Source organism: Clostridium pabulibutyricum, from assembly GCF_058242705.1.
Genome location: NZ_JBZAYZ010000001.1, coordinates 126,329 through 147,213, shown reverse-complemented (window position 1 = coordinate 147,213; position 20,885 = coordinate 126,329). Strand labels below are relative to the sequence as shown.

The window sequence follows — 20,885 nt, the reverse complement described above, 5'->3', positions numbered from 1 at the left end:
AGATAAAAACGTGGTATTTATATTATTTTAAAACTATATTATACTTTATTTTCTTATTTGGCCACTACCATAAATTATATACTTTGAAGTAGTAAGTTCATTGAGTCCCATAGGACCTCTCGCATGAAGCTTCTGAGTACTAATACCTATTTCCGTACCAAATCCAAATTGGCCTCCATCTGTAAATCGTGATGATGCATTTACGTAAACTGCCGCTGCATCAACTTCTTTCAAGAATCTTTGAGATTTTGAATAATCATTCGTAACTATGACCTCGGAATGATGGGTACCATATCTGTATATATGATCCATGGCTTCATCAATGGAAGATACAACCCTTACCGCAAGAATGAGATCATGATATTCTGTTTTCCAGTCGTCTTCCGATGCACTTATTACAGAAGGCACAATTTTCTTCGTTATACCGCATCCTCTGATTTCCACCCCAAGCTTTTCAAGAATACCGCATATCTCTGGCAAAAAATCTTCTGCTATATCTTCATGTACCAAAAGAGTCTCCATGGCATTGCACACACCCGGTCTCTGTGTTTTGGCATTTACGATTATATCATCTGCCATTTTGAAATCAGCGGATTTGTCTACATAAACATGACAATTTCCAATTCCTGTTTCTATAACAGGCACTGTTGAGTTCAAAACAACATTTTTTATAAGGCTTGCTCCTCCTCTTGGTATAAGCACATCTATAACACCATTCATCTTCATCATCACATTTACAGCTTCCCTGTCAGTTATATCTATAAACTGAACCGCACCATCTTCAATTCCAGAATCCACACATGCTTTTGATATGACCTTATATATGGCTGTGTTGGATTTTATTGCCTCACTTCCACCTTTTAAAACCACCGCATTTCCTGATTTTATGCATAGAGCCGCAGAGTCCACTGTAACATTTGGCCTGGCCTCATAAATTATTCCAATTACTCCGAGAGGCACTCTCATTTTGCCTATTTCCATACCATTCGGTCTCTTCCACATCTTAGTCACCTCTCCTACAGGATCGGGCAAAGCTGCAGTATTTTCAAGCGTATCAGCCATTTCATTTATTCTCTTATAATCTAAGACAAGTCTGTCTATAAGTGCCTCGGACATTCCTTTTTCCCTCGCAAATTTCAAATCCTTCTTGTTTTCCTCTATTATATAATCCTTGTTCTCAACAAGCGCCCTGGCCATATTCAAAAGAGCATTGTTTTTTACTACAGTACTCTCGTAAGACAATTTTTTCGAGGCCCTCCTGGCACTTTCAGCTTTTTTTAAGACATATTCCTTTATATCCATAATCAACCACCCCTTATTGAATTTAAAGCTTTGCATTTTTAGATGCAAAAAGAGTACCGACATCTTTAAAATTTATTATGTCTCTTATTATATCGTTCACATCGCCTCTTGCTATTATCATGAGCACATTCCCTGCTGCTGCAATCTTTGCGGCTTTTATCTTTGTTATCATGCCTCCGGTTCCAAGGTCACTTCCTGCACCTCCGGCACATCTTTCTATATCTTCTGTTATCTCGGGAACATATTTTATAAGTGAAGCATCCGGATTGGATCTTGGATTCTTATCATAAAGACCATCTATATCTGAAAGAAGTATCAGAAGATCAGCCTCTATAATGGAAGAAACTCTGGCAGACAAAGTATCATTGTCTCCAAACTTTATTTCATCTACAATAACTGCATCATTTTCATTTACTATCGGTATTACACCCTTCTCAAGCAGTGCTGAAAAAGTATTTTTTGCATTCAGCAGCCTATCCTTGTGAGATATGTCTTCTTTCGTTATAAGTATCTGAGCTACCGTCTTTCCATACTCTGAAAAAAATTTTTCATAAGTATTCATGAGAAGTCCCTGTCCCACAGCAGCTGCAGCCTGACTTTCAGGAATTGTCTCAGGTCTTTTTTTCATATGAAGTTTTCCAATTCCCGCACCTATTGCACCTGACGTAACAAGTACCACATCAAATCCCATGCTATGTATATCAGAAATTTGACGTACAATATGTTCTATCATATAAAGATTTAAGAGTCCATTTTTATACGTCAATGTTGAGCTTCCAACCTTTATAACTACTTTTTTCACATCTTTTAAACACTTTTCTCTATAATTCATAATAGTATTTCCACCTAATTTTAATTTTGATGTATAATTAATAATAATTACTACAATAAAAAAAATTATAGCATATAATTTATAAATTTTTCAAGGAGTGTTGCAAGTGAACAAAAGATTAGGTTTTATAGGATGCGGAAACATGGCACAGGCAATTATAGGCGGAATTATAAATTCAAATACACTTAATTCCGATATGATAATTGCAAGCAATCCCTCCAGTAGCAAACTGGAATATGCAAAAAAGAAATACGGTATAAAAACTACATCTGAAAATATTCAAGCCGCCAAAGCTTCAGACATTATTGTGCTTTCTGTAAAACCAAACAAATATGCAGAGGTAATAGATGAAATCCGTGCATCAATAAAAAAAGATGTAATAATAATTACAATTGCAGCTGGTATTTCAATACGTAAAACTCAATCCATGTTTGACCGGGACATTAAAACTGCACGTGTGATGCCAAATACACCAGCCCTTGTTGGTGAAGCAATGAGCGCCATTTGCTTTTCTCGAAATCTCGAAGATGATGATAAAAAAGATGTTATAAAAATATTCGAGAGTTGCGGCAAATCCGAGGTAATAAGTGAAAATTTAATGGATGCAGTAACAGGGGTAAGCGGTTCCTCACCTGCCTATGTATACATGTTCATAGAGGCCATGGCAGATGCGGCAGTACTTCAGGGCATGCCAAGAAAAAGTGCATACAAATTTGCAGCTCAATCAGTACTTGGTTCTGCAAAGATGGTACTTGAAAGCGGTCTTCACCCTGGAGAGTTAAAAGATAATGTGTGCTCTCCCGGCGGAACTACTATTGAAGGAGTTTTCTCTCTTGAAAAACACGGTTTCAGATCAGCTGTAATAAATGCCGTAAATGACAGCATAAAAAAGTCAGCTGATATGTCAGGAAAATAAAAAAACACACGACACATTGAGTGTTGTGTGTTTTTTTATCTCCGATTTTTTTACTTCCTGATAATTATACTTTGTACTATTGCATTTTGGATACTGAAGATTCTCCCACTGATGGTCTATTGAAAGCTCGGAATCGGTAATATTAAAATAATCATGTAAAAGTACATTGGATCCATCGCTTGTTACAGGATCATCCCATGTAGCATCGAGCTGATAGTATTGTCCTTGTATTTTAACAATATTCCATGCATGTCCAACCCATCCTGTACCATTGTTCGCACTTCCAACAACCATCTTGTTTTCTATTCCCGCCTCTTTAAGAAGCCTATACATGGCATCTGCATATCCCTGGCACACCCCTACTCCATTTATCAAAATGCCATATGCCGTATATGAATCCTGCGGCATGCTTTCAAGATTTGTGTCAGCTCTAGTATCATATTTTGCATGATTTACAACATAATCATGTAATGCAAGTTCCTTTTGATAATCCTTCATTCCTGAATTAGTTATACTTGAAACTATTTTTGAAACTTTTGCATTTACCATATTGTTCTTTTTTATAATATTATCCCTAGTATCATCGTATTTAAAATCTATAGAAAGTTTTTCAGAACCATCGTCCTGAAGCTGCGATGTACCTACCGCACTATTGTACCATGATCTAAGTTCAGGATAATCTGTAACTATTTTATCAATTACATTCAGACCATACGTATTTCTATCATAATTTTCAATATTGAGCACAAGCTTTGAATCATAATTTTCAAGGGCGCTCTTGACCGCATTGTAGTATTCTTCGTAACTTGAAATCAGTATTCCTCCGCTCTCTTCAATATTTTGTTCACTGCCTATTCTAAAATTATACTTTACAGGCTGACTTATTTTGTCATCATATATGTCCTTTACACCATTCCCTACTTCCAGTACATAAATCTTTCCTTTCTCATATGGTTTTTTAGGTGATACTTCAATGCAATTATTTCCCTTGAGAGAAATATTCACTTCCACATCCTTATTGTCACTTGCCCTATAAACCCTTATGGAATCCTCAACCGTATCTATGTTCACATTTTTATTAAATGTAACAGTCCAAGTTTTATTCTCATCTACAGTGGAGATATTGCCGTTGTTCCACAGCTTGTAATTTTCACCCGCATAGACAGTATGTCCAACAGATAAAATCATCAAGACCACAGAACCCATAATAAATTTCGAAATGCCTTTAAACACAATTATCATCTCCATTTCAACAATTTGAATAAACAAGTATACAATTAATATTATACAATTAATATAAAGGCAATTCCTTAAAATTTTATTAATTTATTTGGAAAGAAGTTTATATAATACTTGGGTGCCGTAACTACCCTTTCCATTTTCCAAAAGTTCATCATATAATGATTTTGAAAGTTTGAGTGCCGGAGTATCCAAATTCATTTTTTCAGCCTCATCAATTGCAATATTCATATCTTTTACAAAGTGTTTTACATAGAAACCAGGGTCAAAATCCCCTTTTATCATTCTAGGTGCAAGATTACTCAAAGACCAGCTGCTCGCTCCCCCTTTAGATATACTCTCAAGTACTTTCTCTTGATCAAGTCCCGATTTTTTAGCATATACCATTGCTTCACAAACTCCCATCATGTTTGCAGCTATAGCAATCTGATTACACATTTTAGTGTGCTGTCCTGCTCCTGCAGGCCCCTGCCACACTATATTGCTTCCCATAAGTTCAAAGATCGGCTTAACATTTTCAAATATACCTCTGTCACCGCCTACCATTATAGAAAGTACACCGTCTCTTGCACCTATGTCTCCACCTGAAACTGGAGCATCAAGTGAAAATATACCTTTTTCTGCAGCCTTTTCATAGATTTTCTTTGCAAGAGATGGTTTCGAAGTTGTCATATCTATTATAATGCTTCCCTTTTTGGCATTGTCAACTACTCCATGTTCACCGAGATATATTTCTTCTACATCTTTTGGATATCCTACTATGGATATTATAATATCAGCTTCTCTTGAAAGCTCCTCCACTGTGTCCTTCCACACAGCCCCATTTTGAACAAGATTTTCAGCTTTTTCCCTGCTCCTATTATATACAATAAGATTTAAACCACCCTTTATAAGATTAGAAGCCATGCCGTTTCCCATTACACCTGTACCTATAAATCCTATAACCTTGCTATCTTCTTTCATGTATAGTCCCTCCCTTTAAATTTTATATTACAAATTTAATTATATATTTTCATCCAATTTATGTACATATACAATCTCTATATGTAATCAACCATGCCTTTCATACATATAATCTAATAAATACTTTGTAAAGAGCAGGTGAATTCATGAAAAACAGTGAATTTTTTACATTTAACGAATATATGAAAAAAGATGAAAATACACTCACTGCATCAATGGAAGATTATGTTGAAATGATTTACAGGTTGTCAAACGGTACGGGCTATACAAGAGTCCACGAACTCTCAACCTCACTAAACGTCCAACCTCCATCCGTTACAAAAATGATTCAAAAACTATCCCGGCTCAATATACTGAAATATGAAAAATACGGCGTGATAGCCCTCAAAAGCCGTGGAATGAAAATAGCCAAAAATTTAATAGACCGTCACAATATCATACAGGATTTTTTGAAAATGCTAGGGATAGACGAAAACTCGATACTTGAAGAAACAGAAAAAATTGAACACACCATCAATAGTCAGACAGTGGAATGTTTTAAAAAATACGCCATTTTCATGAAAAGCAATCCTGATATATATAATAAATTTCAACAGTATATAAAATGTGAAAAATAGTTCTGATGTATATAATTAAATTATGACATACTTTTTAACTGTGATATAATTAAAATAAAATTTCTCTATAACATAGGAGTTGGAAATTATTTATGGATAATAAATTGGAAATATTAAAAGAAAACCTTAAAAACATTAAAAGCTGTATTATAGCTTTCTCCGGTGGTGTTGACAGTACCTTTCTATTAAAAGTTGCTCATGACGTGCTCGGTGATTCTGCAGTTGCGGTAACCGCCACATCTTCAACTTATCCAAAGCGGGAATTGGACGAGGCAAAGAAATACGCAAAATCCTTTGGTGCAAAGCATATAATCATAGAATCTGAGGAACTTCACATAAAGGGATATTCAAAGAATCCAACAAACAGATGTTACTACTGTAAAAAGGAACTGTTTTCAAAACTTAAACGTGTAGCTGAAGAAAACAACCTTAAATGGGTACTTGATGGTTCAAATCTTGATGATGTAGGTGACTACAGACCAGGTATGGAGGCTGCAAAGGAACTTGGAGTGCTAAGTCCCCTTAAAGATGCAAAATTTTCAAAGGAGGACATAAGGAAATTTTCAAAAGAACTTGGACTTCCAACATGGAACAAACCATCTTTTGCCTGCCTTTCTTCAAGATTTCCCTACGGCAGGGAAATAAACAGCCAGAAATTAAAAATGGTGGAAGATGCGGAACAATTTTTACTTGATATTGGATTTAGACAGGTTAGAGTAAGACATCACGGTGAAATTGCACGAATTGAGGTATCTCCTGAAGAAAGGTCTAAATTGTTCGATGTAAACCTTATGGATAAAGTGGGAAATAAATTAAAAGAATTCGGCTTTACTTATGTGACCATGGATCTTCTCGGTTATAAAACTGGAAGCATGAATGAAACTATAAAATAAATTTTAAAAAGAGGAATGTTATTTGAGTGACATTCCTCTTTCAACTATATTAATTAGAAATACTGTTTTGCAAGCTTTTCAAAATTCGGAAGTGACTTTTCTATTTTTTCGTATGAAACACAGTATGCCAGTCTAAAGTGTCCCGGACATTTAAATGATGAACCAGGAACTAAAAGCAAATTGAATTTTTTTGCCTCACTTGCAAACTTCTTATCATCTGGAATAGGTGTCTTTGGAAACAAATAAAAGGCCCCCTGTGGTTTTATACATGAAAATCCCAATTTCACAAGCTTGTCATAAAGAACATCCCTGTTTTTTTTGTATATATCAACATCCACTTTTGAGTCAATACACCTTGCAATAACCCTCTGGAAAAGTGACGGTGCATTTACAAAACCAAGAATTCTGTTTGCAACATTAAGTCCCGACATAACTTCGTCAAATCCATCCATCTCACTGCTGCATGCTACATATCCTATTCTCTCTCCTGGAAGTGAAAGAGATTTACTATATGAATATCCAACCATTGAGTTTCTATAGTAATTCAATATATATGGCACTTCCACTCCATCGTATGCAATTTCTCTATAGGGTTCATCTGAAATAAGGTATATTACAGTATTCAGTTCTTCCTGCTTCCTATTTAAAATTTCCGCGAGTTCTTTTATAAGTTTTTCTGAATAAACAACTCCAGTTGGATTATTTGGCGAATTTATAATAACAGCTCTTGTCTTCTTGTTTATTTTAGCTTCAAGCGCATTCAAATCGGGCTCGAAAGTTTCTTCTTCTGAAGGCACAATTACAAGCTTTCCTCCAAAATTTCTCACATAATTTTCGTACTCTCCGAAAAAAGGTGAAAAAGTTATAACTTCTTCTGAAGGGTTCAATATTGTTTTAAGCATTATATTGAGTCCTCCTGCAGCACCGCATGTCATAACAAGATTATCTTCTGTAAGCTTAACATTATATTCTTCATTTAACTTTCCAGCTATTTTTGTTCTGACGTCATCATACCCTGAGTTGCTCATATATCCATGAATGAGGTTTTGAGGTTCAGTGTTAACAATATCAATTACAGCCTGCTTAATACTTTCAGGCGGCTCTACATTTGGATTTCCAAGACTGAAATCAAAAACATTGTCCTCTCCATAAATCTCTGCAAGCTTTTTTCCTTCTTCAAACATAGCCCTTATAATGGAACTTTGTGAAACATATTGCTTCATTTCTTCAGATATCATAAATCAATTCCCCCTCATATTTTACTTTATATTTTTTACTGACTCATGTCCTTCAATCCAATCAACGAATTGAACGGCCGTTCTTGCAGATCTCCCATTGTACCACATTTCCCACTTAAGGGCTTCTTTGTGTAAAACGGAAGAATCTATATCAAGTTTCCTCTTTTTTGCTATTCCATCTACAATTTCAAGATAATCTTTTTTTGTAGGTGATGTAAAAACTACATTTATGCCAAATCTGTCTGCAAGTGATAATTTCTCCTGTCTGCTGTCTCCTGAATGTATCTCTTCGCTTCCCCTCATATACTGCGAGGCTGATCTGTCATCGAAATACTCCTTCACAAGATGCCTTCTATTTGACGTTGCGTATATCAGAACATTATTCGACTTTTTCTCAAGTCCTCCTTCAAGCACGGATTTAAGTGAAGTATAACTTTCCTCATCATCTCCAAATACAAGATCATCTATAAATATTATAAATTTCTGTGGCTTGTCTTTAAGAATTTTTATTATGTCCGGGAAATCACAAATGTGCGACTTCGGAAGTTCAACCATTCTAAGGCCTTCTTTATAGTATTTATTTAATATGGCCTTTACCGTAGATGACTTGCCTGTTCCCCTGTCCCCATGAAGAAGCACATTGTTTGCAGAAAATCCATTTAGAAACTGAAGAGTATTATCTATTACAACGGACCGTTCATTCTCATATCCAATCAAATCTGAAAGTTGTATTTGATCAGGATTATTTATACTTTTAAGATTTCCCTGTCCATTTCGATGTTCCCATATAAATGCTCTATATTTTGCAAATATGCCGTATCCATATTTCCTATAAAACATTTCAAGATCATCCACGCATTCAGACCATGAACTGCTTTTATGAAATCTGTTTTTTATTGCATTTATATAACCTTCACTTTCTTCAGAATCCGAAACACTTTCACAATGCCAGTCAGGTAGTCCACGAACCATTTCTCTAAATTCATCATCCACAAAACACTCAATTTTATCCTTTATCATTCTGCTGTCTAATTTTGCAATAATTTCAAGTTTTTTTAGATCTGCCGAAACAGCCTTCCTAATGTTGTCCTGTATTTCAATCTGGTTGTCCCTTTTTTTTCCGCAGGAAAATGGATTCTCGTCAAACACAATCATATTTATGACATAGTCTTCAAGTGAACTTTCCCCTGTCTTTGTCAATTTAAAGAAAAAATCACTGTACAAAAACAAAAACCTTTCAAACTCTATCTTCCCACCTTCCATACAGTCAAAAAGTAAACACATGCTTTTCACTATATCGTCTCTTAGTAAATTTCTATAGATCGAAATGGACTTCAAAGAAAATCTTATTTTTTCTATTTCAAGCCCCGGTTCAAAATCTATGTATTTCATAAAAAGCCCCCTGAGTTGTTAAAATACATAATGTATTATTAATTTATAGCTTTTTACTTTTTAGCCAGGTAAATTTTCACATAATCGAAAATATACCTGGCTAAAATAATACAAAAGCAAAAGTTGCTATATTATCTAAAAATCTTTACTCTTTTCTCAACAGGTATAAATTGCTTATCCCCCGGTTTCTCAACAGGATTTCCAAAAGGCATTTGGGCTATTAATTTCCATTGTCTGTCAATCCCATATTCTTTATATACCTGTTCGTCTATAAGTGGATTATAATGCTGAAGTGATGCGCCAAGTCCTTCCGTTTCAAGTGCTGTCCATATTACAAATTGGACAATTCCTGAAGACTGCTGAGACCATATAGGAAAATTATCTTTATACGTAGGAAACTTTTTTTGAAGACTTTCAACAACACTTTCATCTTCAAAATACAAAACAGTTCCATGTCCTGCCTTAAACGAATTAATCTTGTCCTCTGTCCTGGAAAAGTTTTCTGGTGGAACAAGTTTTCTAAGTTCCTCCTTGGTAATATCCCACAACTTATCATGATACTTTCCAAAGAGAACCACTACTCTTGCACTCTGTGAATTGAAAGCTGATGGAGCATTTTTTACAGAACTTTTCACAACTTCAACTATTCTATCATCATCTACTGTAGTTTCAGAGTTTATGACATAAAAAGTTCTTCTATCTTCAACAGCTTTATAAAAATTTTTTTCCATAATTTAGCACCTCCATTTTTAATAATACATTTTGTTCAATTTTATTTTATCACATTATTATTCATATCACATAATATTAATTATAAGCAAAAATAGGAGTTGTATACATGTTCAATGGCTTTAAGAATGATAAAGATGATGAATTAAACTACAGTGATCCTTATCTATCAGGAGAATTCTTCATGCCATGTATCCAGTTCATACCTGTTCAAATTCCAGTATTCATGCCAAGGCAAAGTCATGGAAGTGGACAATCTGGAAGACCTCCTGGTGGTGGCGGTCCTGGAAGACCTCCCGGTGGCGGCGGTCCTGGAAGACCTCCTAGTGGCGGCGGTCCTGGAAGACCTCCCGGTGGTGGCGGTCCTGGAAGACCTCCCGGTGGCGGCGGTCCTGGAAGACCTCCTGGAAGGCCTCCCGGTCAAATTCCTCCAAGACCGCCGCATCACCCAGGTCCGACACCATTTCCTCCTATAGGTTCATCTTCAATAAGACCTTGTCTTTTTAGATTTACTTATATATGGCCTAGACGTGGAAATGGTTTTTGGGCCTGGTTAACAGGGATTGGCTTTAACAATGTATCAGGTTTCAGATGGTTCAGAAATCAATGGGTATTCTTTGTAATGGATCTAAATCAAATACAGAGCTTTGCATGTAGATAATAATTTACAAATCCGGGGAATTTCAGCATCCTCGGATTTGTTATTTAAATATTAACTTCAAATTAACATAATCAATAAATTTCTTAAGGTTTTTTTAAGTTTTTACCATGAAAATATACTTAAAGGCCAATTAAAGAAAGGAGTCTTCAAATGCAGCTGGAAAAATCACAAAATAAATTTATAAAAGTAATCCTCATTACATTGATGGCATTATCTGTAATATTATTCTTGTATACTATAAACACCTTTAAATCCTCAACAAAAGATTTTACAACACAAAGTAATTTGCAAAATCAAAATAAAATGCAGTTTTCAAAAATGCCTGATTTTAAAAACTCAAAATCCAAGAAATCTCCAAAACCACAAAATAACGTCAGGAATAAAAATAAAAATTTTCATGGAAATATTCCAGGAGGTATGAAAGACAATAACGTGTCAAATAAATATGCTCCCATACTTACTTTGTATACATGTATATTCATAGGCATATGTATTCTGCTTCTATATAATATAAGGAATAAAAAATTCAAAGTTTGTGAATCCAATAAGAAAATTATAGTACTTGCTGTAATGTTTATAGGGTTATTTTTAAGATTATGTCTCGGAACTATAATAAAAGGATACAGTGGAGATATATCACTTTTCAGCAATTGGGCATCTACTGCAGCAGATAACTTCATGAATTTTTATTCCTCTGCAGGTCATAGTGATTATCCTCCACTGTACATATATGTGCTTTCTATAATAGGCAAACTTGGACATATCAGTCTTTTTTCAAATTACTACACACTACTTTTAAAGCTTCCTTCAATACTTGCAGATGTTCTTACAGGATATTTCATATATAAAATTGCAAAACACCACGTTAGCTTTGAATTTGCTGCATTAGCCTGTATATTTTATATATTCAATCCTGCAGTATTTATAGATTCCACCCTTTGGGGACAGGTTGATTCATTTTTTACTTTATTAATAGTTGCCTCACTGTTTTTAATGAGCAAAAACAAAATAGTACTTTCTTCAGTAATTTTTACCTGTTCGGTACTTATGAAACCTCAAGGAATTATATTTTTGCCGGTCCTTTTCTTTCATCTTGTAAAAGAAAGGCGTCCGTCCCTGTTTATTAAAAGTATATTATCGGCTTTAATAACTTTTGTTATTGTAATTTTACCTTTTTCCATAGGTAAAAATCCAATTTGGATATTTAAGCTCTATTCAAGTACAATATCCGAATATCCATATGCTTCCGTAAATGGATTCAATTTTTTTAATTTAGTTGGTGCAAACTATAAAGATACTTCTCTGTCTTTTATAATCCTTAGTTATAAAACCTGGGGAATGGCGGCAATAATAGCTGTAACACTATTTTCATGGTTTTCCTATGCCAAAATTAAGAGAAACGACTTTGCATACCTTGCAGCCTTTCTCCAAATTACAGGAGTTTTCACTTTCTCTACAGGAATGCACGAAAGATATCTTTTTCCTGCACTGGCCCTCTGTACTATAGCAGCCATATATATAAAGGAAAAAAATTTCACTTTATTATGCATAGGATACACAATAACAATTTATTTCAATATATATGCAATTTTATTCAAAGAATCATCCATGATGACTTCTTCCTCATCCCACAGTCTTCTTGGAGATACAATATCACTTTTAAATTTACTTTTATTTATATACACTGTAAAACTAGTTATAAACAAATTAAAGCTAAAAAAACACTATCAAGTATTTAATTGAAAGGATATGATATTCATGAATATAAAGAAAGCTGTAATTCCAGCCGCAGGATTGGGGACAAGATTTCTTCCTGCAACAAAAGCTCAACCAAAGGAGATGCTGCCAATAGTAGACAAACCAACTATACAATATATAGTCGAAGAAGCTGTAAAGTCAGGAATTGAAGAAATACTTATAGTTACAGGAAGGAACAAAAGAGCTATAGAAGACCATTTTGATAAATCAGTGGAACTTGAAAACGAGCTTTCAAACAGCAATAAAAACCAGCTTTTAAAAATTGTAAAAGACATATCAAATCTTGCTGACATATATTATATAAGGCAAAAAGAACCAAAAGGTCTCGGTCATGCCATAAGTCTTGCAAAAAATTTTGTAGATGACGAACCTTTTGCAGTAATGCTTGGAGATGATATTGTAGACTCCAAAGTTCCCTGCCTTAAACAACTTATACAATGCTATAATGAATACAAAACTTCTATTTTAGGTGTACAACCTGTTGATAAAAAATACATACCAAAATACGGAATAATAGATGGTCATGAAATTGAATCTGGATTGTACAAAATTTCAAATATGGTTGAAAAACCTTCTATTTTGGATGCACCTTCAAATATAGCTATCCTCGGGAGATATATAATAGCTCCCGAAATATTTAAAATTCTCGAAAATACTTTTCCTGACAATAGAGGTGAAATACAACTTACCGATGCACTAAAAAAGTTGTCACAAACCGAAGCAATGTATGGTTATTGCTTTTCTGGAGAAAGATTTGATGCCGGTGACAAATTTGGATTTTTAAAGGCAAACATACATTATGCATTGAAAAATCAAAATTTAAAGAATGGCCTTTTAGACTATATGTCATCTGTAACTGAAGGGTACAAAATTTTAAAGGATTAAAAAAACCGTACAAAGATAAATTATATATAATTCTTCTTTGTACGGTCTTTTTCATTTTTAATTGTATTTCCATTTAAGATCAGGTCTTATTTTATTTAAAGTTTCCATAAATTCATTTATTAACCCCATTTTTGAAAGCTTTCTTAAAAAAGATTTTGGATAGGGTATTTTTTCAGTATAACTCTTTCTTGGATCTATAAGCATAAGATTACCTGTATCTTTAACAAACAAGTGTGGAAATCTAATCTCTAGTTTTTTGAATCCAAGATTTTTCATATCATCAAACAAATCTACAAATTCTTCTACAAAAGATCTTTCAATTCCATTTTTTAAAAGGTATTCATATGCATTAATTCCACTTGCATATTCCCTTATTATATAATATTTTCCAAGTTCATAGGCTTTGGGAAAGTGCTTACTTGATTCTGTTTTTTTCAATATATCAAACTCTTCTCTGCAACTTTTAGAGTTTTTAAATATCTTTATAGCCCTAAAATCCGGCATTAAATAAACTACACCGCTGTGCCCATGTCCAAGATACTTACACTGTGTTATATCCACAGGCATATACTTGCTGATTCTGTGTCTTCTTCTCAAGAGTATCACCTCCCTTGTCTTTTTATAAGAACAAAGGATAATCAAGGTGAACAAAAATATTCACCTTAATTATATAATATTAAGTTTCTAAAGTTTTTGATACTATATTATCTAATATTTTCAATAGCATTATTTACATACTTTTCAAATTCCAATGCTTTTTCCTTATTCATCGGTTCTACTCCATAAAGTCTATAATCCAGTTTCAATTTATGGTATTTTGAAACTCCCATAGTATGATATGGCAGTATTTCAAACTTTTCAAACTTTTCCAGATCAACTCTTTCCGATATAAGTTCCACAATTTTATCCATGCTTTCAATATTGTCTGTTATTCCAGGAACCATAACGTGTCTTATCCATACTCTATTGCAATGCTCTGAAACATTTAGAGATTTAATAAACTTGTATAGCTCATTAATCTCTCCTCTCGCTATACTTTTATATCCTTTTTCATCTACATGTTTTATATCAAGGATTACAAGGTCTGTATATTTTAAAATTTGATCATAATTTCCACAGCCAAATCCTGCAGTATCAAGTACAGTATTTATTTTATTCTTTTTACACAACTTGAAAAATTCAATCATAAACTCCATCTGCATAAGGGGTTCTCCCCCAGAAGCTGTAACTCCACCTTCCGACCTGTCAAAATACATGCTGTATCTTTGAACCTTCTCTAGAAGTTCCTCCGGAGTTACACTCTCTCCCCCATCTTCACTCCACGTATCCGGATTGTGACAAAACGCACACCTTAATCTGCATCCTTTTAAAAAGACTACAAACCGTATACCAGGTCCGTCTACAAGTCCCATTGTCTCTATTGAATGAATTTTTCCAAAATTCCCCACTTAGGCTACACCCTCTCATGAAATGTTCTGCTTATTACCTCCATCTGCTGCTCACGTGTGAGTTTTACAAAATGTACAGCATAACCGGAAACCCTTATTGTAAGCGTAGGATATTTCTCCGGATTTTCCATGGCATCCACAAGAGTTTCCCTGTCTAGCACATTTACATTCAAATGATGTGCTCCCCTTGAAAAATACCCGTCTAAAATTGATGTAAGATTTGACACCTTTGAATGCATGTCTTTTCCAAGTGCATCAGGTACTATTGAAAATGTATTTGAAACTCCATCCTGACATACACTTCTATATGGTATCTTTGAAACCGAATTTAAAGACGCAAGTGCACCTTCTCTGTCTCTTCCATGCATTGGATTTGCTCCTGGAGCAAGCGGTTCTCCTGATTTTCTTCCATCCGGAGTAGTTCCTGTTTTCTTTCCATACATTACATTTGAGGTTATCGTAAGTGCAGACAGAGTGTGTTCCGCTCCTCTGTACGTTTTAGCTTTTCTAAGTTTATTTATAAATTCAGTCACAATTTCAACTGCTATATCATCAACTCTGTCATCGTCATTTCCGTACTTTGGGAAATCTCCTTCAACTTCAAAATCAACTGCAATACCATTTTCATCTCTTACAGGTCTTACTTTTCCATATTTTATGGCACTTAAGGAATCTGCAGCAACTGAAAGTCCAGCTACACCGCATGCCATAAATCTATGGACTAATGTATCATGAAGTGCCATAAGACTTGCTTCATATGCATATTTGTCATGCATGTAATGTATGGTATTCAATGTATTTACATATAATTTTGCAACATAGTCAAGAACTTTTTCGTAACTCTTTTTTACTTTTTTATAATCAAGAACTTTATCTTCCATTTTTTCTATGTGTGGTACAACTTTTATAAATTTTTTCTCGTCTACACCACCGTTTATGGAATATAGAAGAGACTTTGCAAGATTGCATCTTGCTCCGAAAAACTGCATTTGCTTGCCTACTGCCATTCCTGAAACACAGCATGCAATTGCATAATCATCTCCATAAACCGGTCTCATAACATCATCATTTTCATATTGAATGGCATCAGTTTCGATAGACATCCTTGCACAATATCTCTTAAAAGCTTCCGGGAGCTTTTCAGACCACAAAACTGTCATGTTTGGTTCAGGCGCAGGTCCAAGATTTGTAAGAGTATTCAAAATTCTATAGGAATTCTTTGTAACAAGTGTTCTACCGTCTATTCCCATACCTCCTATGGATTCTGTAACCCAATTTGGATCTCCTGCAAAAAGCTCATTGTATTCTGGAGTTCTAAGATGCCTCTCAAGTCTTAGCTTTATTATAAACTGGTCAATAATCTCCTGAGCTTCCTGTTCATTTATAATTCCACTTTCAATGTCTCTTTCTATATATATATCGAGGAATGTCGAAACTCTCCCGAGAGACATTGCCGCACCATTGTTTTCTTTTATTCCTGCAAGATATCCAAAATAAGTAAATTGTACTGCTTCCCTTGCATTTTTTGCCGGATTCGATATATCTACGCCATATTTTTTTGCCATACTCTTAATCTTGTGAAGAGCCTTTATTTGTTCTGAAACTTCTTCTCTCTGCCTTATGAGATTCTCTGTCATATCTCCTCTTAAAGAATCTCTATCACGTTTTTTATCCTCTATCAAATAATCAATTCCATACAATGCAATTCTTCTAAAATCACCAATAATTCTTCCTCGTCCATATGCATCCGGAAGACCTGTTAAAAGTCCAACATGCCTTGCAGTCCTCATTTCATCCGTATATGCATCAAATACAGCTTCATTGTGTGTTTTCCTGCATCCTGTAAAAATCTTTTGCATTTCTGAATCGGTATTATACCCATAAGCTTCAAGTGCTTGGGATGACATTCTTATACCCCCGAAAGGATTTACCATTCTTTTAAGCGGCTCATCTGTCTGCAGTCCATATATTACCTCATTTTCTTTATCTATATAACCCGGTTTGAAGTTGTCTATTCCAGATATTGTCTTTGTATCAACAGATAGTACTCCACCTTTTTTTATCTCTTCAAGTATCAGTTTTTTTGATATTTCCCATACTTTATTTGTTCTTTTCGTAGGTGAAGTCAAAAAACCTTCATCTCCTCTATATGGGCTGTAATTTTTCTGAATGAAATTTCTTACGTCTATTCTGTCTTTCCAAACTCCATCTTTAAAATCGTTCCACTGACTTTTCATAAACATTCTCCTTTTCAAAATATCTTTTCTATTCTAAAAATCACCAGTCCCAGGGTGATGAATCTCTCTATTTAAAACCGTAAAAAGACCGCCTGGGACTTTTCAGTTGCCCAGGCGGTCGGCTTTTTTCTAATCATACTCCCTGTGGTTACATCCACTTCCGCCGGTCATACGATTAACTTTCAAATAAATTGTGTAAGTAAAAAGTATCATATCCAAATCATAATGTCAATATAAAAATTTTCTACTTTTTCAAATCATCCCAACTACACATGCTTCCGTCTTTTGCAATTAAACCACTGTCTAAAGTACCGCTTCCTCCTGACTTAAGCAGGGAGTTGCTTTTTAAAATTACGAAATAATATTTTTTGCCACTAGAATTATAATAAGGAACATTATCACAATAAACTGAAAGATCCGGATTATTTTTGTCAATTCTATCAATCTTCAACATTAAATTAATTGCCATTTCAGATGTATAACTATCATCTTCCTTTGAAGAAGATTGTTCTTTTGATTCCTGTTTCTTTTTTTCCAGTGCTTTTGCTATATCCTCTTTAAGTTTTTTAACCTCACTGTTATTCGAGTCAATTTTTAATATGTTTGCCAAATACTTATTGGCATCGTCAAAATTGTTGTTATTAAGGCTGTTTCTAGCCAGTTTTAAATTATTATCCACATATAATTTTCTGCACTTTTCAATTTTATTCTCAGATTCCTTATATCTCTTTTTATCTTGTTTATCTACTTTTTTAAAATCATCAATTGCTCCAATATAGTCTTTTCGATTCATTTTTTCAACTGCTGCATTATAATTACTTTTTGATTTTTTCAATACACCTGCAAGTTGTATATTTTTAGTTGTATCATTGGTTTTCTTATACGTTTGAGCTTCTTTATAAAGCTTTACTGCCTTGTCATAGTCTTCTGAATCCATGGCTTTATTTGCCGATGCTACAATATCATTGTAAGGCTTGACTTTATTAAAATAATAAATCCCTGAACATACTGCAATTACAGCAATGACAAACACAATTACAGCTACACTTTTTTTATGCATCAAATCATCTCCTCTATATCATTATACAAGACAAGCCTATTCACAATAAAGTTATTTTTTTGTAATTCGACTTTTTATGCTTATTATGTAGCTTAAATATATTGTTGACATATTCAAGTGTAAATCATATAATAATTAAGTAATTTAATATATGATTCAAAGTAAAGACGGGAAGAAGTAAATTTGTTGCAAACTTAAAGAGAGAAACCCACAAGGTGCAAGGGTTTCAAGTAGAGACAATTGAAATGCATCCCCGAACCCTGAATTGAACTACAGTAGACTTCAGTGGGTATGCCCATTATAGCATTGAGGTATTATAAGTACCAACATTAAATCTATTATTATGTTATTTATAATAAACAGAGTGGAACAGCAGATGACCTTCTGCCTCTGAATAGAGGCGGGGGTTTTTTATTTTATATGGATAAGCGAGGAATAAATATGATAAAAATTAAAAACATTCATAAATCCTTTAATGAAATTGAAGTACTAAAAGGGATAGATCTTACTGTTAAAAAAGGTGAAGTTGTAGTTGTTATAGGACCTTCCGGAACAGGTAAATCGACTTTGCTTCGATGCATAAATCTTCTTGAAATGCCTAACTGCGGCACAATAGAAATTGGAGATATAAAAGCTGATTTGAAAAATATAACAAAATCGCAAGTATATGAAATAAGGAAACATACATCCATGGTTTTTCAAAATTATAACTTGTTTCTCAATAAGACAGCAGTTCAAAACATCATGGAACCACTTACCCAGGTAAAAAAGATGGACAAAGATTCTGCATTCAAAAAGGCAACTGACATACTAAGACAAGTCGGGCTTGAAGACAAGCAAAACTACTACCCCCTAAAGCTTTCGGGAGGACAACAGCAAAGAGTAAGCATTGGACGTGCAATGGCAGTAAATCCCGATTTGATGCTTTTTGACGAACCAACATCCGCACTTGACCCTGAACTTGTAGGTGAAGTAATGGATGTTATAAAAAAACTTGCAACAAAAGACATTACAATGATTATAGTAACTCATGAAATGAGGTTTGCAAAAGAAGCTGCAGACAGAGTTGTATTCATGGATGGTGGAAATATAGTTGAAATGGGGACTCCAGACGATATATTCAATCATCCGAAAAATGAAAGGACCATTAAATTTTTAAGGCAGGTATCATTGAAATAAGGAGGATAAGATAAAATGAAATTCGATGTAGTATACTTTATAAATGTATTTCCAGATCTCATAAAATATATTCATTATACAATCTCAATGTCAGTTATATCCACAATAATAGGCTTCGTAATAGCAAGTTTACTTGTTGGAGTAAAACTCCTTAATATTAAAGTAGTCAACAAAATAATAAATGTGTATATATCATTCTTCAGAGGCACACCTCTTCTTGTACAGCTATTCATATTCTACTACGGCGTACCGCAGATAATATTGCCCCTTAAAAACATCTCACCTTTTCAGGCAATGGTATTCGGGCTAAGCTTGTGTGGTTCCGCATACATGGCCGAAATTATAAGAGGTGCAATAGAATCCGTACCAAAAGGACAAATCGAAGCTGCACTTTCTATAGGTATGACTGAGACTCAAGCTTTTAAAAGGATAGTATATCCACAGGCTATAAGAATTGCAGTTCCTGGAATAGGAAATGAGTTTGTCGATCTTTTAAAAAGCTCTTCCCTTGCTTTTGTTCTTGGGCTTACAGAAATACTGGCAAGAGCGCAGATGGATGCAGCTTCAAGTTTCAAGGTCCTAGAAAGTTATCTGGCCCTTGCAATAATATACTGGATACTTGTTGAAATATTCAATTTTCTTCAGAGAATACTTGAAAGGAAATTATCAAGAGCTTATAAATAATTTAAAAATATATTTATGTCATATGGAGGTTATAAAATGAAAAAGAAATTATTTGCAATACTTTTAACATCACTAATTACAGTAGGCATACTTGCTGGATGCTCCGGAAGCAGTACAGATACTAAATCAGGCAGCAGTTCAAATACAATCAAAATAGGAACATCAACAGATTACAGGCCTTTTGCATTTGTAGACCAGGGAGAAGGACAGGATAAGGTAAAAGGTCTTGAAATAGACGTATGGAATGAAATTGCAAAGAGAAACAACTGGAAAGTAAAATATGTAATTGCAAACTGGAATGGTCTTATAGGAATGCTTGATTCAGGAAAAATAGATACAATTGCCCATCAGGTAACAATAACAGACGAAAGAAAATCAAAATACTATTTCTCAGATCCTTATGTATACTCTGGTGTTCAGCTTGCAGTAAAAAAAGGCAATAATTCTATAAAATCACTAAAAGACTTAAATGGTAAAACAGTAGCTGTAGAATCAGGAATGAATTTCTACAAGGCTATTGAAAAATATAACAAACAAGGCGGATCAGTAAAATTAAAACAGTACAGCGATTACAATTCAATTTTTTCAGAAGTAAATCTCGGAAGAGCTGATGCCCTTCTCGAAGACAAACTTGCTATAATGGACACCATAAAACGTTCCAACTACAATCTACAACTTGCAGGCGAGCCTATAGAAAAAATGGAAAATGCTTTCCCTATGCTTAAAAATGACGCAAACAAAGAAAAAATCGCCAAAATAAACAGTGCATTAAAGGCCATGCGGAAAGATGGAACATTGAAAAAAATATCAGAAAAATGGTTTGACGCAGATATAACAAGCAAAAATTAACCT

20 protein-coding genes, 1 riboswitch and 1 other annotated feature are annotated in these 20,885 nt (G+C 34.2%); of the genes, 9 read left to right on the top strand and 11 right to left on the bottom strand.

What is annotated here, in order from left to right; translation table 11 throughout:
- Nucleotides 1-45: 45 nt before the first annotated feature.
- Both AC4CVH_RS00720 and proB read right to left on the bottom strand, forming a co-directional pair.
- Nucleotides 46-1,302, bottom strand: a complete 1,257-nt coding sequence (locus AC4CVH_RS00720) for a glutamate-5-semialdehyde dehydrogenase (protein WP_490785795.1) — start codon at nt 1,300-1,302, stop codon at nt 46-48.
- Nucleotides 1,303-1,324: 22 nt separating this feature from the next.
- A complete protein-coding gene (gene proB, locus AC4CVH_RS00715) occupies nt 1,325-2,134 on the bottom strand; it encodes a glutamate 5-kinase (RefSeq protein WP_490785794.1) in 810 nt (269 codons plus the stop codon).
- 106 nt (nt 2,135-2,240) lie between these two features.
- Here proB and proC point away from each other — a divergent pair, with 106 nt between their 5' ends.
- Nucleotides 2,241-3,050, top strand: coding sequence for a pyrroline-5-carboxylate reductase (gene proC, locus AC4CVH_RS00710; RefSeq protein WP_490785793.1), 810 nt, complete (start codon nt 2,241-2,243; stop codon nt 3,048-3,050).
- On the opposite strand, the gene AC4CVH_RS00705 is transcribed toward proC, so the two are convergent.
- Entirely contained in the window at nt 3,039-4,283 is a 1,245-nt protein-coding gene (locus AC4CVH_RS00705; protein ID WP_490785792.1) for a transglutaminase domain-containing protein, read from the bottom strand. The genes proC and AC4CVH_RS00705 overlap by 12 nt on opposite strands.
- Before the next feature lie 93 nt (nt 4,284-4,376).
- Nucleotides 4,377-5,252 (bottom strand): NAD(P)-dependent oxidoreductase, encoded by an 876-nt coding sequence (locus tag AC4CVH_RS00700; RefSeq protein ID WP_490785791.1) that lies wholly within the window; start codon nt 5,250-5,252, stop codon nt 4,377-4,379.
- A gap of 146 nt (nt 5,253-5,398) precedes the next feature.
- Here AC4CVH_RS00700 and mntR point away from each other — a divergent pair, with 146 nt between their 5' ends.
- Both mntR and larE read left to right on the top strand, forming a co-directional pair.
- Nucleotides 5,399-5,869, top strand: a complete 471-nt coding sequence (gene mntR, locus AC4CVH_RS00695) for a transcriptional regulator MntR (RefSeq protein ID WP_490785790.1) — start codon at nt 5,399-5,401, stop codon at nt 5,867-5,869.
- Nucleotides 5,870-5,961: 92 nt separating this feature from the next.
- Nucleotides 5,962-6,762: an ATP-dependent sacrificial sulfur transferase LarE gene (gene larE, locus AC4CVH_RS00690; protein WP_490785789.1), complete on the top strand. Its 801-nt coding sequence runs from the start codon at nt 5,962-5,964 to the stop codon at nt 6,760-6,762.
- Between the two features lie 53 nt (nt 6,763-6,815).
- Here larE and AC4CVH_RS00685 read toward each other — a convergent pair whose 3' ends face one another.
- The 3 genes from AC4CVH_RS00685 to AC4CVH_RS00675 form a co-directional block, all read right to left on the bottom strand.
- Complete coding sequence (locus AC4CVH_RS00685; protein WP_490785788.1) at nt 6,816-8,000, bottom strand: pyridoxal phosphate-dependent aminotransferase; 1,185 nt, start codon at nt 7,998-8,000, stop codon at nt 6,816-6,818.
- 21 nt (nt 8,001-8,021) lie between these two features.
- On the bottom strand, nt 8,022-9,392 hold the full coding sequence (locus tag AC4CVH_RS00680) for an ATP-binding protein (RefSeq protein ID WP_490785787.1): 1,371 nt from the start codon (nt 9,390-9,392) through the stop codon (nt 8,022-8,024).
- A 131-nt stretch (nt 9,393-9,523) separates the two neighbouring features.
- Nucleotides 9,524-10,123, bottom strand: a complete 600-nt coding sequence (locus AC4CVH_RS00675; protein ID WP_490785786.1) for a nitroreductase family protein — start codon at nt 10,121-10,123, stop codon at nt 9,524-9,526.
- Between the two features lie 107 nt (nt 10,124-10,230).
- On the opposite strand from AC4CVH_RS00675, the gene AC4CVH_RS00670 reads away from it, so the two are divergent.
- The 3 genes from AC4CVH_RS00670 (at nt 10,231) to galU (ending at nt 13,425) form a co-directional block, all read left to right on the top strand.
- Nucleotides 10,231-10,782 (top strand): hypothetical protein, encoded by a 552-nt coding sequence (locus tag AC4CVH_RS00670; RefSeq protein ID WP_490785785.1) that lies wholly within the window; start codon nt 10,231-10,233, stop codon nt 10,780-10,782.
- A 150-nt stretch (nt 10,783-10,932) separates the two neighbouring features.
- On the top strand, nt 10,933-12,525 hold the full coding sequence (locus AC4CVH_RS00665) for a glycosyltransferase 87 family protein (RefSeq protein ID WP_490785784.1): 1,593 nt from the start codon (nt 10,933-10,935) through the stop codon (nt 12,523-12,525).
- A 15-nt stretch (nt 12,526-12,540) separates the two neighbouring features.
- Complete coding sequence (galU, locus tag AC4CVH_RS00660) at nt 12,541-13,425, top strand: UTP--glucose-1-phosphate uridylyltransferase GalU (RefSeq protein WP_490785783.1); 885 nt, start codon at nt 12,541-12,543, stop codon at nt 13,423-13,425.
- 57 nt (nt 13,426-13,482) lie between these two features.
- Here the strand turns inward: galU and AC4CVH_RS00655 are convergent, their stop codons facing one another.
- The 4 genes from AC4CVH_RS00655 to AC4CVH_RS00640 all read right to left on the bottom strand — a co-directional run bounded on the left by AC4CVH_RS00655 (nt 13,483) and on the right by AC4CVH_RS00640 (nt 18,170).
- Complete coding sequence (locus tag AC4CVH_RS00655; RefSeq protein ID WP_490785782.1) at nt 13,483-14,022, bottom strand: protein kinase; 540 nt, start codon at nt 14,020-14,022, stop codon at nt 13,483-13,485.
- A gap of 107 nt (nt 14,023-14,129) precedes the next feature.
- A complete protein-coding gene (pflA, locus tag AC4CVH_RS00650; protein ID WP_490785781.1) occupies nt 14,130-14,873 on the bottom strand; it encodes a pyruvate formate-lyase-activating protein in 744 nt (247 codons plus the stop codon).
- 5 nt (nt 14,874-14,878) lie between these two features.
- Nucleotides 14,879-17,110 carry a formate C-acetyltransferase gene (gene pflB, locus AC4CVH_RS00645; RefSeq protein ID WP_490785780.1) on the bottom strand — a complete coding sequence of 744 codons (2,232 nt, stop codon included), beginning with the start codon at nt 17,108-17,110 and terminating at the stop codon, nt 14,879-14,881.
- A 101-nt stretch (nt 17,111-17,211) separates the two neighbouring features.
- Nucleotides 17,212-17,291: riboswitch (ZMP/ZTP riboswitch) on the bottom strand.
- A gap of 63 nt (nt 17,292-17,354) precedes the next feature.
- The gene (locus AC4CVH_RS00640; RefSeq protein ID WP_490785779.1) at nt 17,355-18,170 is read right to left on the bottom strand and encodes a tetratricopeptide repeat protein; all 816 of its coding nucleotides are present in this window, start codon (nt 18,168-18,170) and stop codon (nt 17,355-17,357) included.
- 155 nt (nt 18,171-18,325) lie between these two features.
- Nucleotides 18,326-18,565: a binding site (T-box leader), on the top strand.
- A gap of 46 nt (nt 18,566-18,611) precedes the next feature.
- On the opposite strand from AC4CVH_RS00640, the gene AC4CVH_RS00635 reads away from it, so the two are divergent.
- Genes AC4CVH_RS00635 through AC4CVH_RS00625 form a run of 3 tightly spaced genes read left to right on the top strand, consistent with a single transcriptional unit; the run spans nt 18,612 to nt 20,882 of the window.
- Nucleotides 18,612-19,349, top strand: a complete 738-nt coding sequence (locus tag AC4CVH_RS00635) for an amino acid ABC transporter ATP-binding protein (protein WP_490785778.1) — start codon at nt 18,612-18,614, stop codon at nt 19,347-19,349.
- A 15-nt stretch (nt 19,350-19,364) separates the two neighbouring features.
- Nucleotides 19,365-20,033: an amino acid ABC transporter permease gene (locus tag AC4CVH_RS00630; protein ID WP_490785777.1), complete on the top strand. Its 669-nt coding sequence runs from the start codon at nt 19,365-19,367 to the stop codon at nt 20,031-20,033.
- Nucleotides 20,034-20,069: 36 nt separating this feature from the next.
- Nucleotides 20,070-20,882, top strand: coding sequence for an amino acid ABC transporter substrate-binding protein (locus AC4CVH_RS00625; protein ID WP_490785776.1), 813 nt, complete (start codon nt 20,070-20,072; stop codon nt 20,880-20,882).
- Nucleotides 20,883-20,885 lie beyond the last annotated feature (3 nt).

Excerpts from the sequence above, each read along its gene's own strand:
- AC4CVH_RS00720 (WP_490785795.1), bottom strand. The coding sequence starts at position 1,302 with ATGGATATAAAGGAATATGTCTTAAAAAAAGCTGAAAGTGCCAGGAGG.
- proB (WP_490785794.1), bottom strand. The coding sequence starts at position 2,134 with ATGAATTATAGAGAAAAGTGTTTAAAAGATGTGAAAAAAGTAGTTATA.
- AC4CVH_RS00700 (WP_490785791.1), bottom strand. The coding sequence starts at position 5,252 with ATGAAAGAAGATAGCAAGGTTATAGGATTTATAGGTACAGGTGTAATG.
- mntR (WP_490785790.1), top strand. The coding sequence starts at position 5,399 with ATGAAAAACAGTGAATTTTTTACATTTAACGAATATATGAAAAAAGAT.
- larE (WP_490785789.1), top strand. The coding sequence starts at position 5,962 with ATGGATAATAAATTGGAAATATTAAAAGAAAACCTTAAAAACATTAAA.
- AC4CVH_RS00685 (WP_490785788.1), bottom strand. The coding sequence starts at position 8,000 with ATGATATCTGAAGAAATGAAGCAATATGTTTCACAAAGTTCCATTATA.
- AC4CVH_RS00680 (WP_490785787.1), bottom strand. The coding sequence starts at position 9,392 with ATGAAATACATAGATTTTGAACCGGGGCTTGAAATAGAAAAAATAAGA.
- AC4CVH_RS00675 (WP_490785786.1), bottom strand. The coding sequence starts at position 10,123 with ATGGAAAAAAATTTTTATAAAGCTGTTGAAGATAGAAGAACTTTTTAT.
- AC4CVH_RS00670 (WP_490785785.1), top strand. The coding sequence starts at position 10,231 with ATGTTCAATGGCTTTAAGAATGATAAAGATGATGAATTAAACTACAGT.
- AC4CVH_RS00665 (WP_490785784.1), top strand. The coding sequence starts at position 10,933 with ATGCAGCTGGAAAAATCACAAAATAAATTTATAAAAGTAATCCTCATT.
- galU (WP_490785783.1), top strand. The coding sequence starts at position 12,541 with ATGAATATAAAGAAAGCTGTAATTCCAGCCGCAGGATTGGGGACAAGA.
- pflB (WP_490785780.1), bottom strand. The coding sequence starts at position 17,110 with ATGAAAAGTCAGTGGAACGATTTTAAAGATGGAGTTTGGAAAGACAGA.
- AC4CVH_RS00640 (WP_490785779.1), bottom strand. The coding sequence starts at position 18,170 with ATGCATAAAAAAAGTGTAGCTGTAATTGTGTTTGTCATTGCTGTAATT.
- AC4CVH_RS00635 (WP_490785778.1), top strand. The coding sequence starts at position 18,612 with ATGATAAAAATTAAAAACATTCATAAATCCTTTAATGAAATTGAAGTA.
- AC4CVH_RS00630 (WP_490785777.1), top strand. The coding sequence starts at position 19,365 with ATGAAATTCGATGTAGTATACTTTATAAATGTATTTCCAGATCTCATA.
- AC4CVH_RS00625 (WP_490785776.1), top strand. The coding sequence starts at position 20,070 with ATGAAAAAGAAATTATTTGCAATACTTTTAACATCACTAATTACAGTA.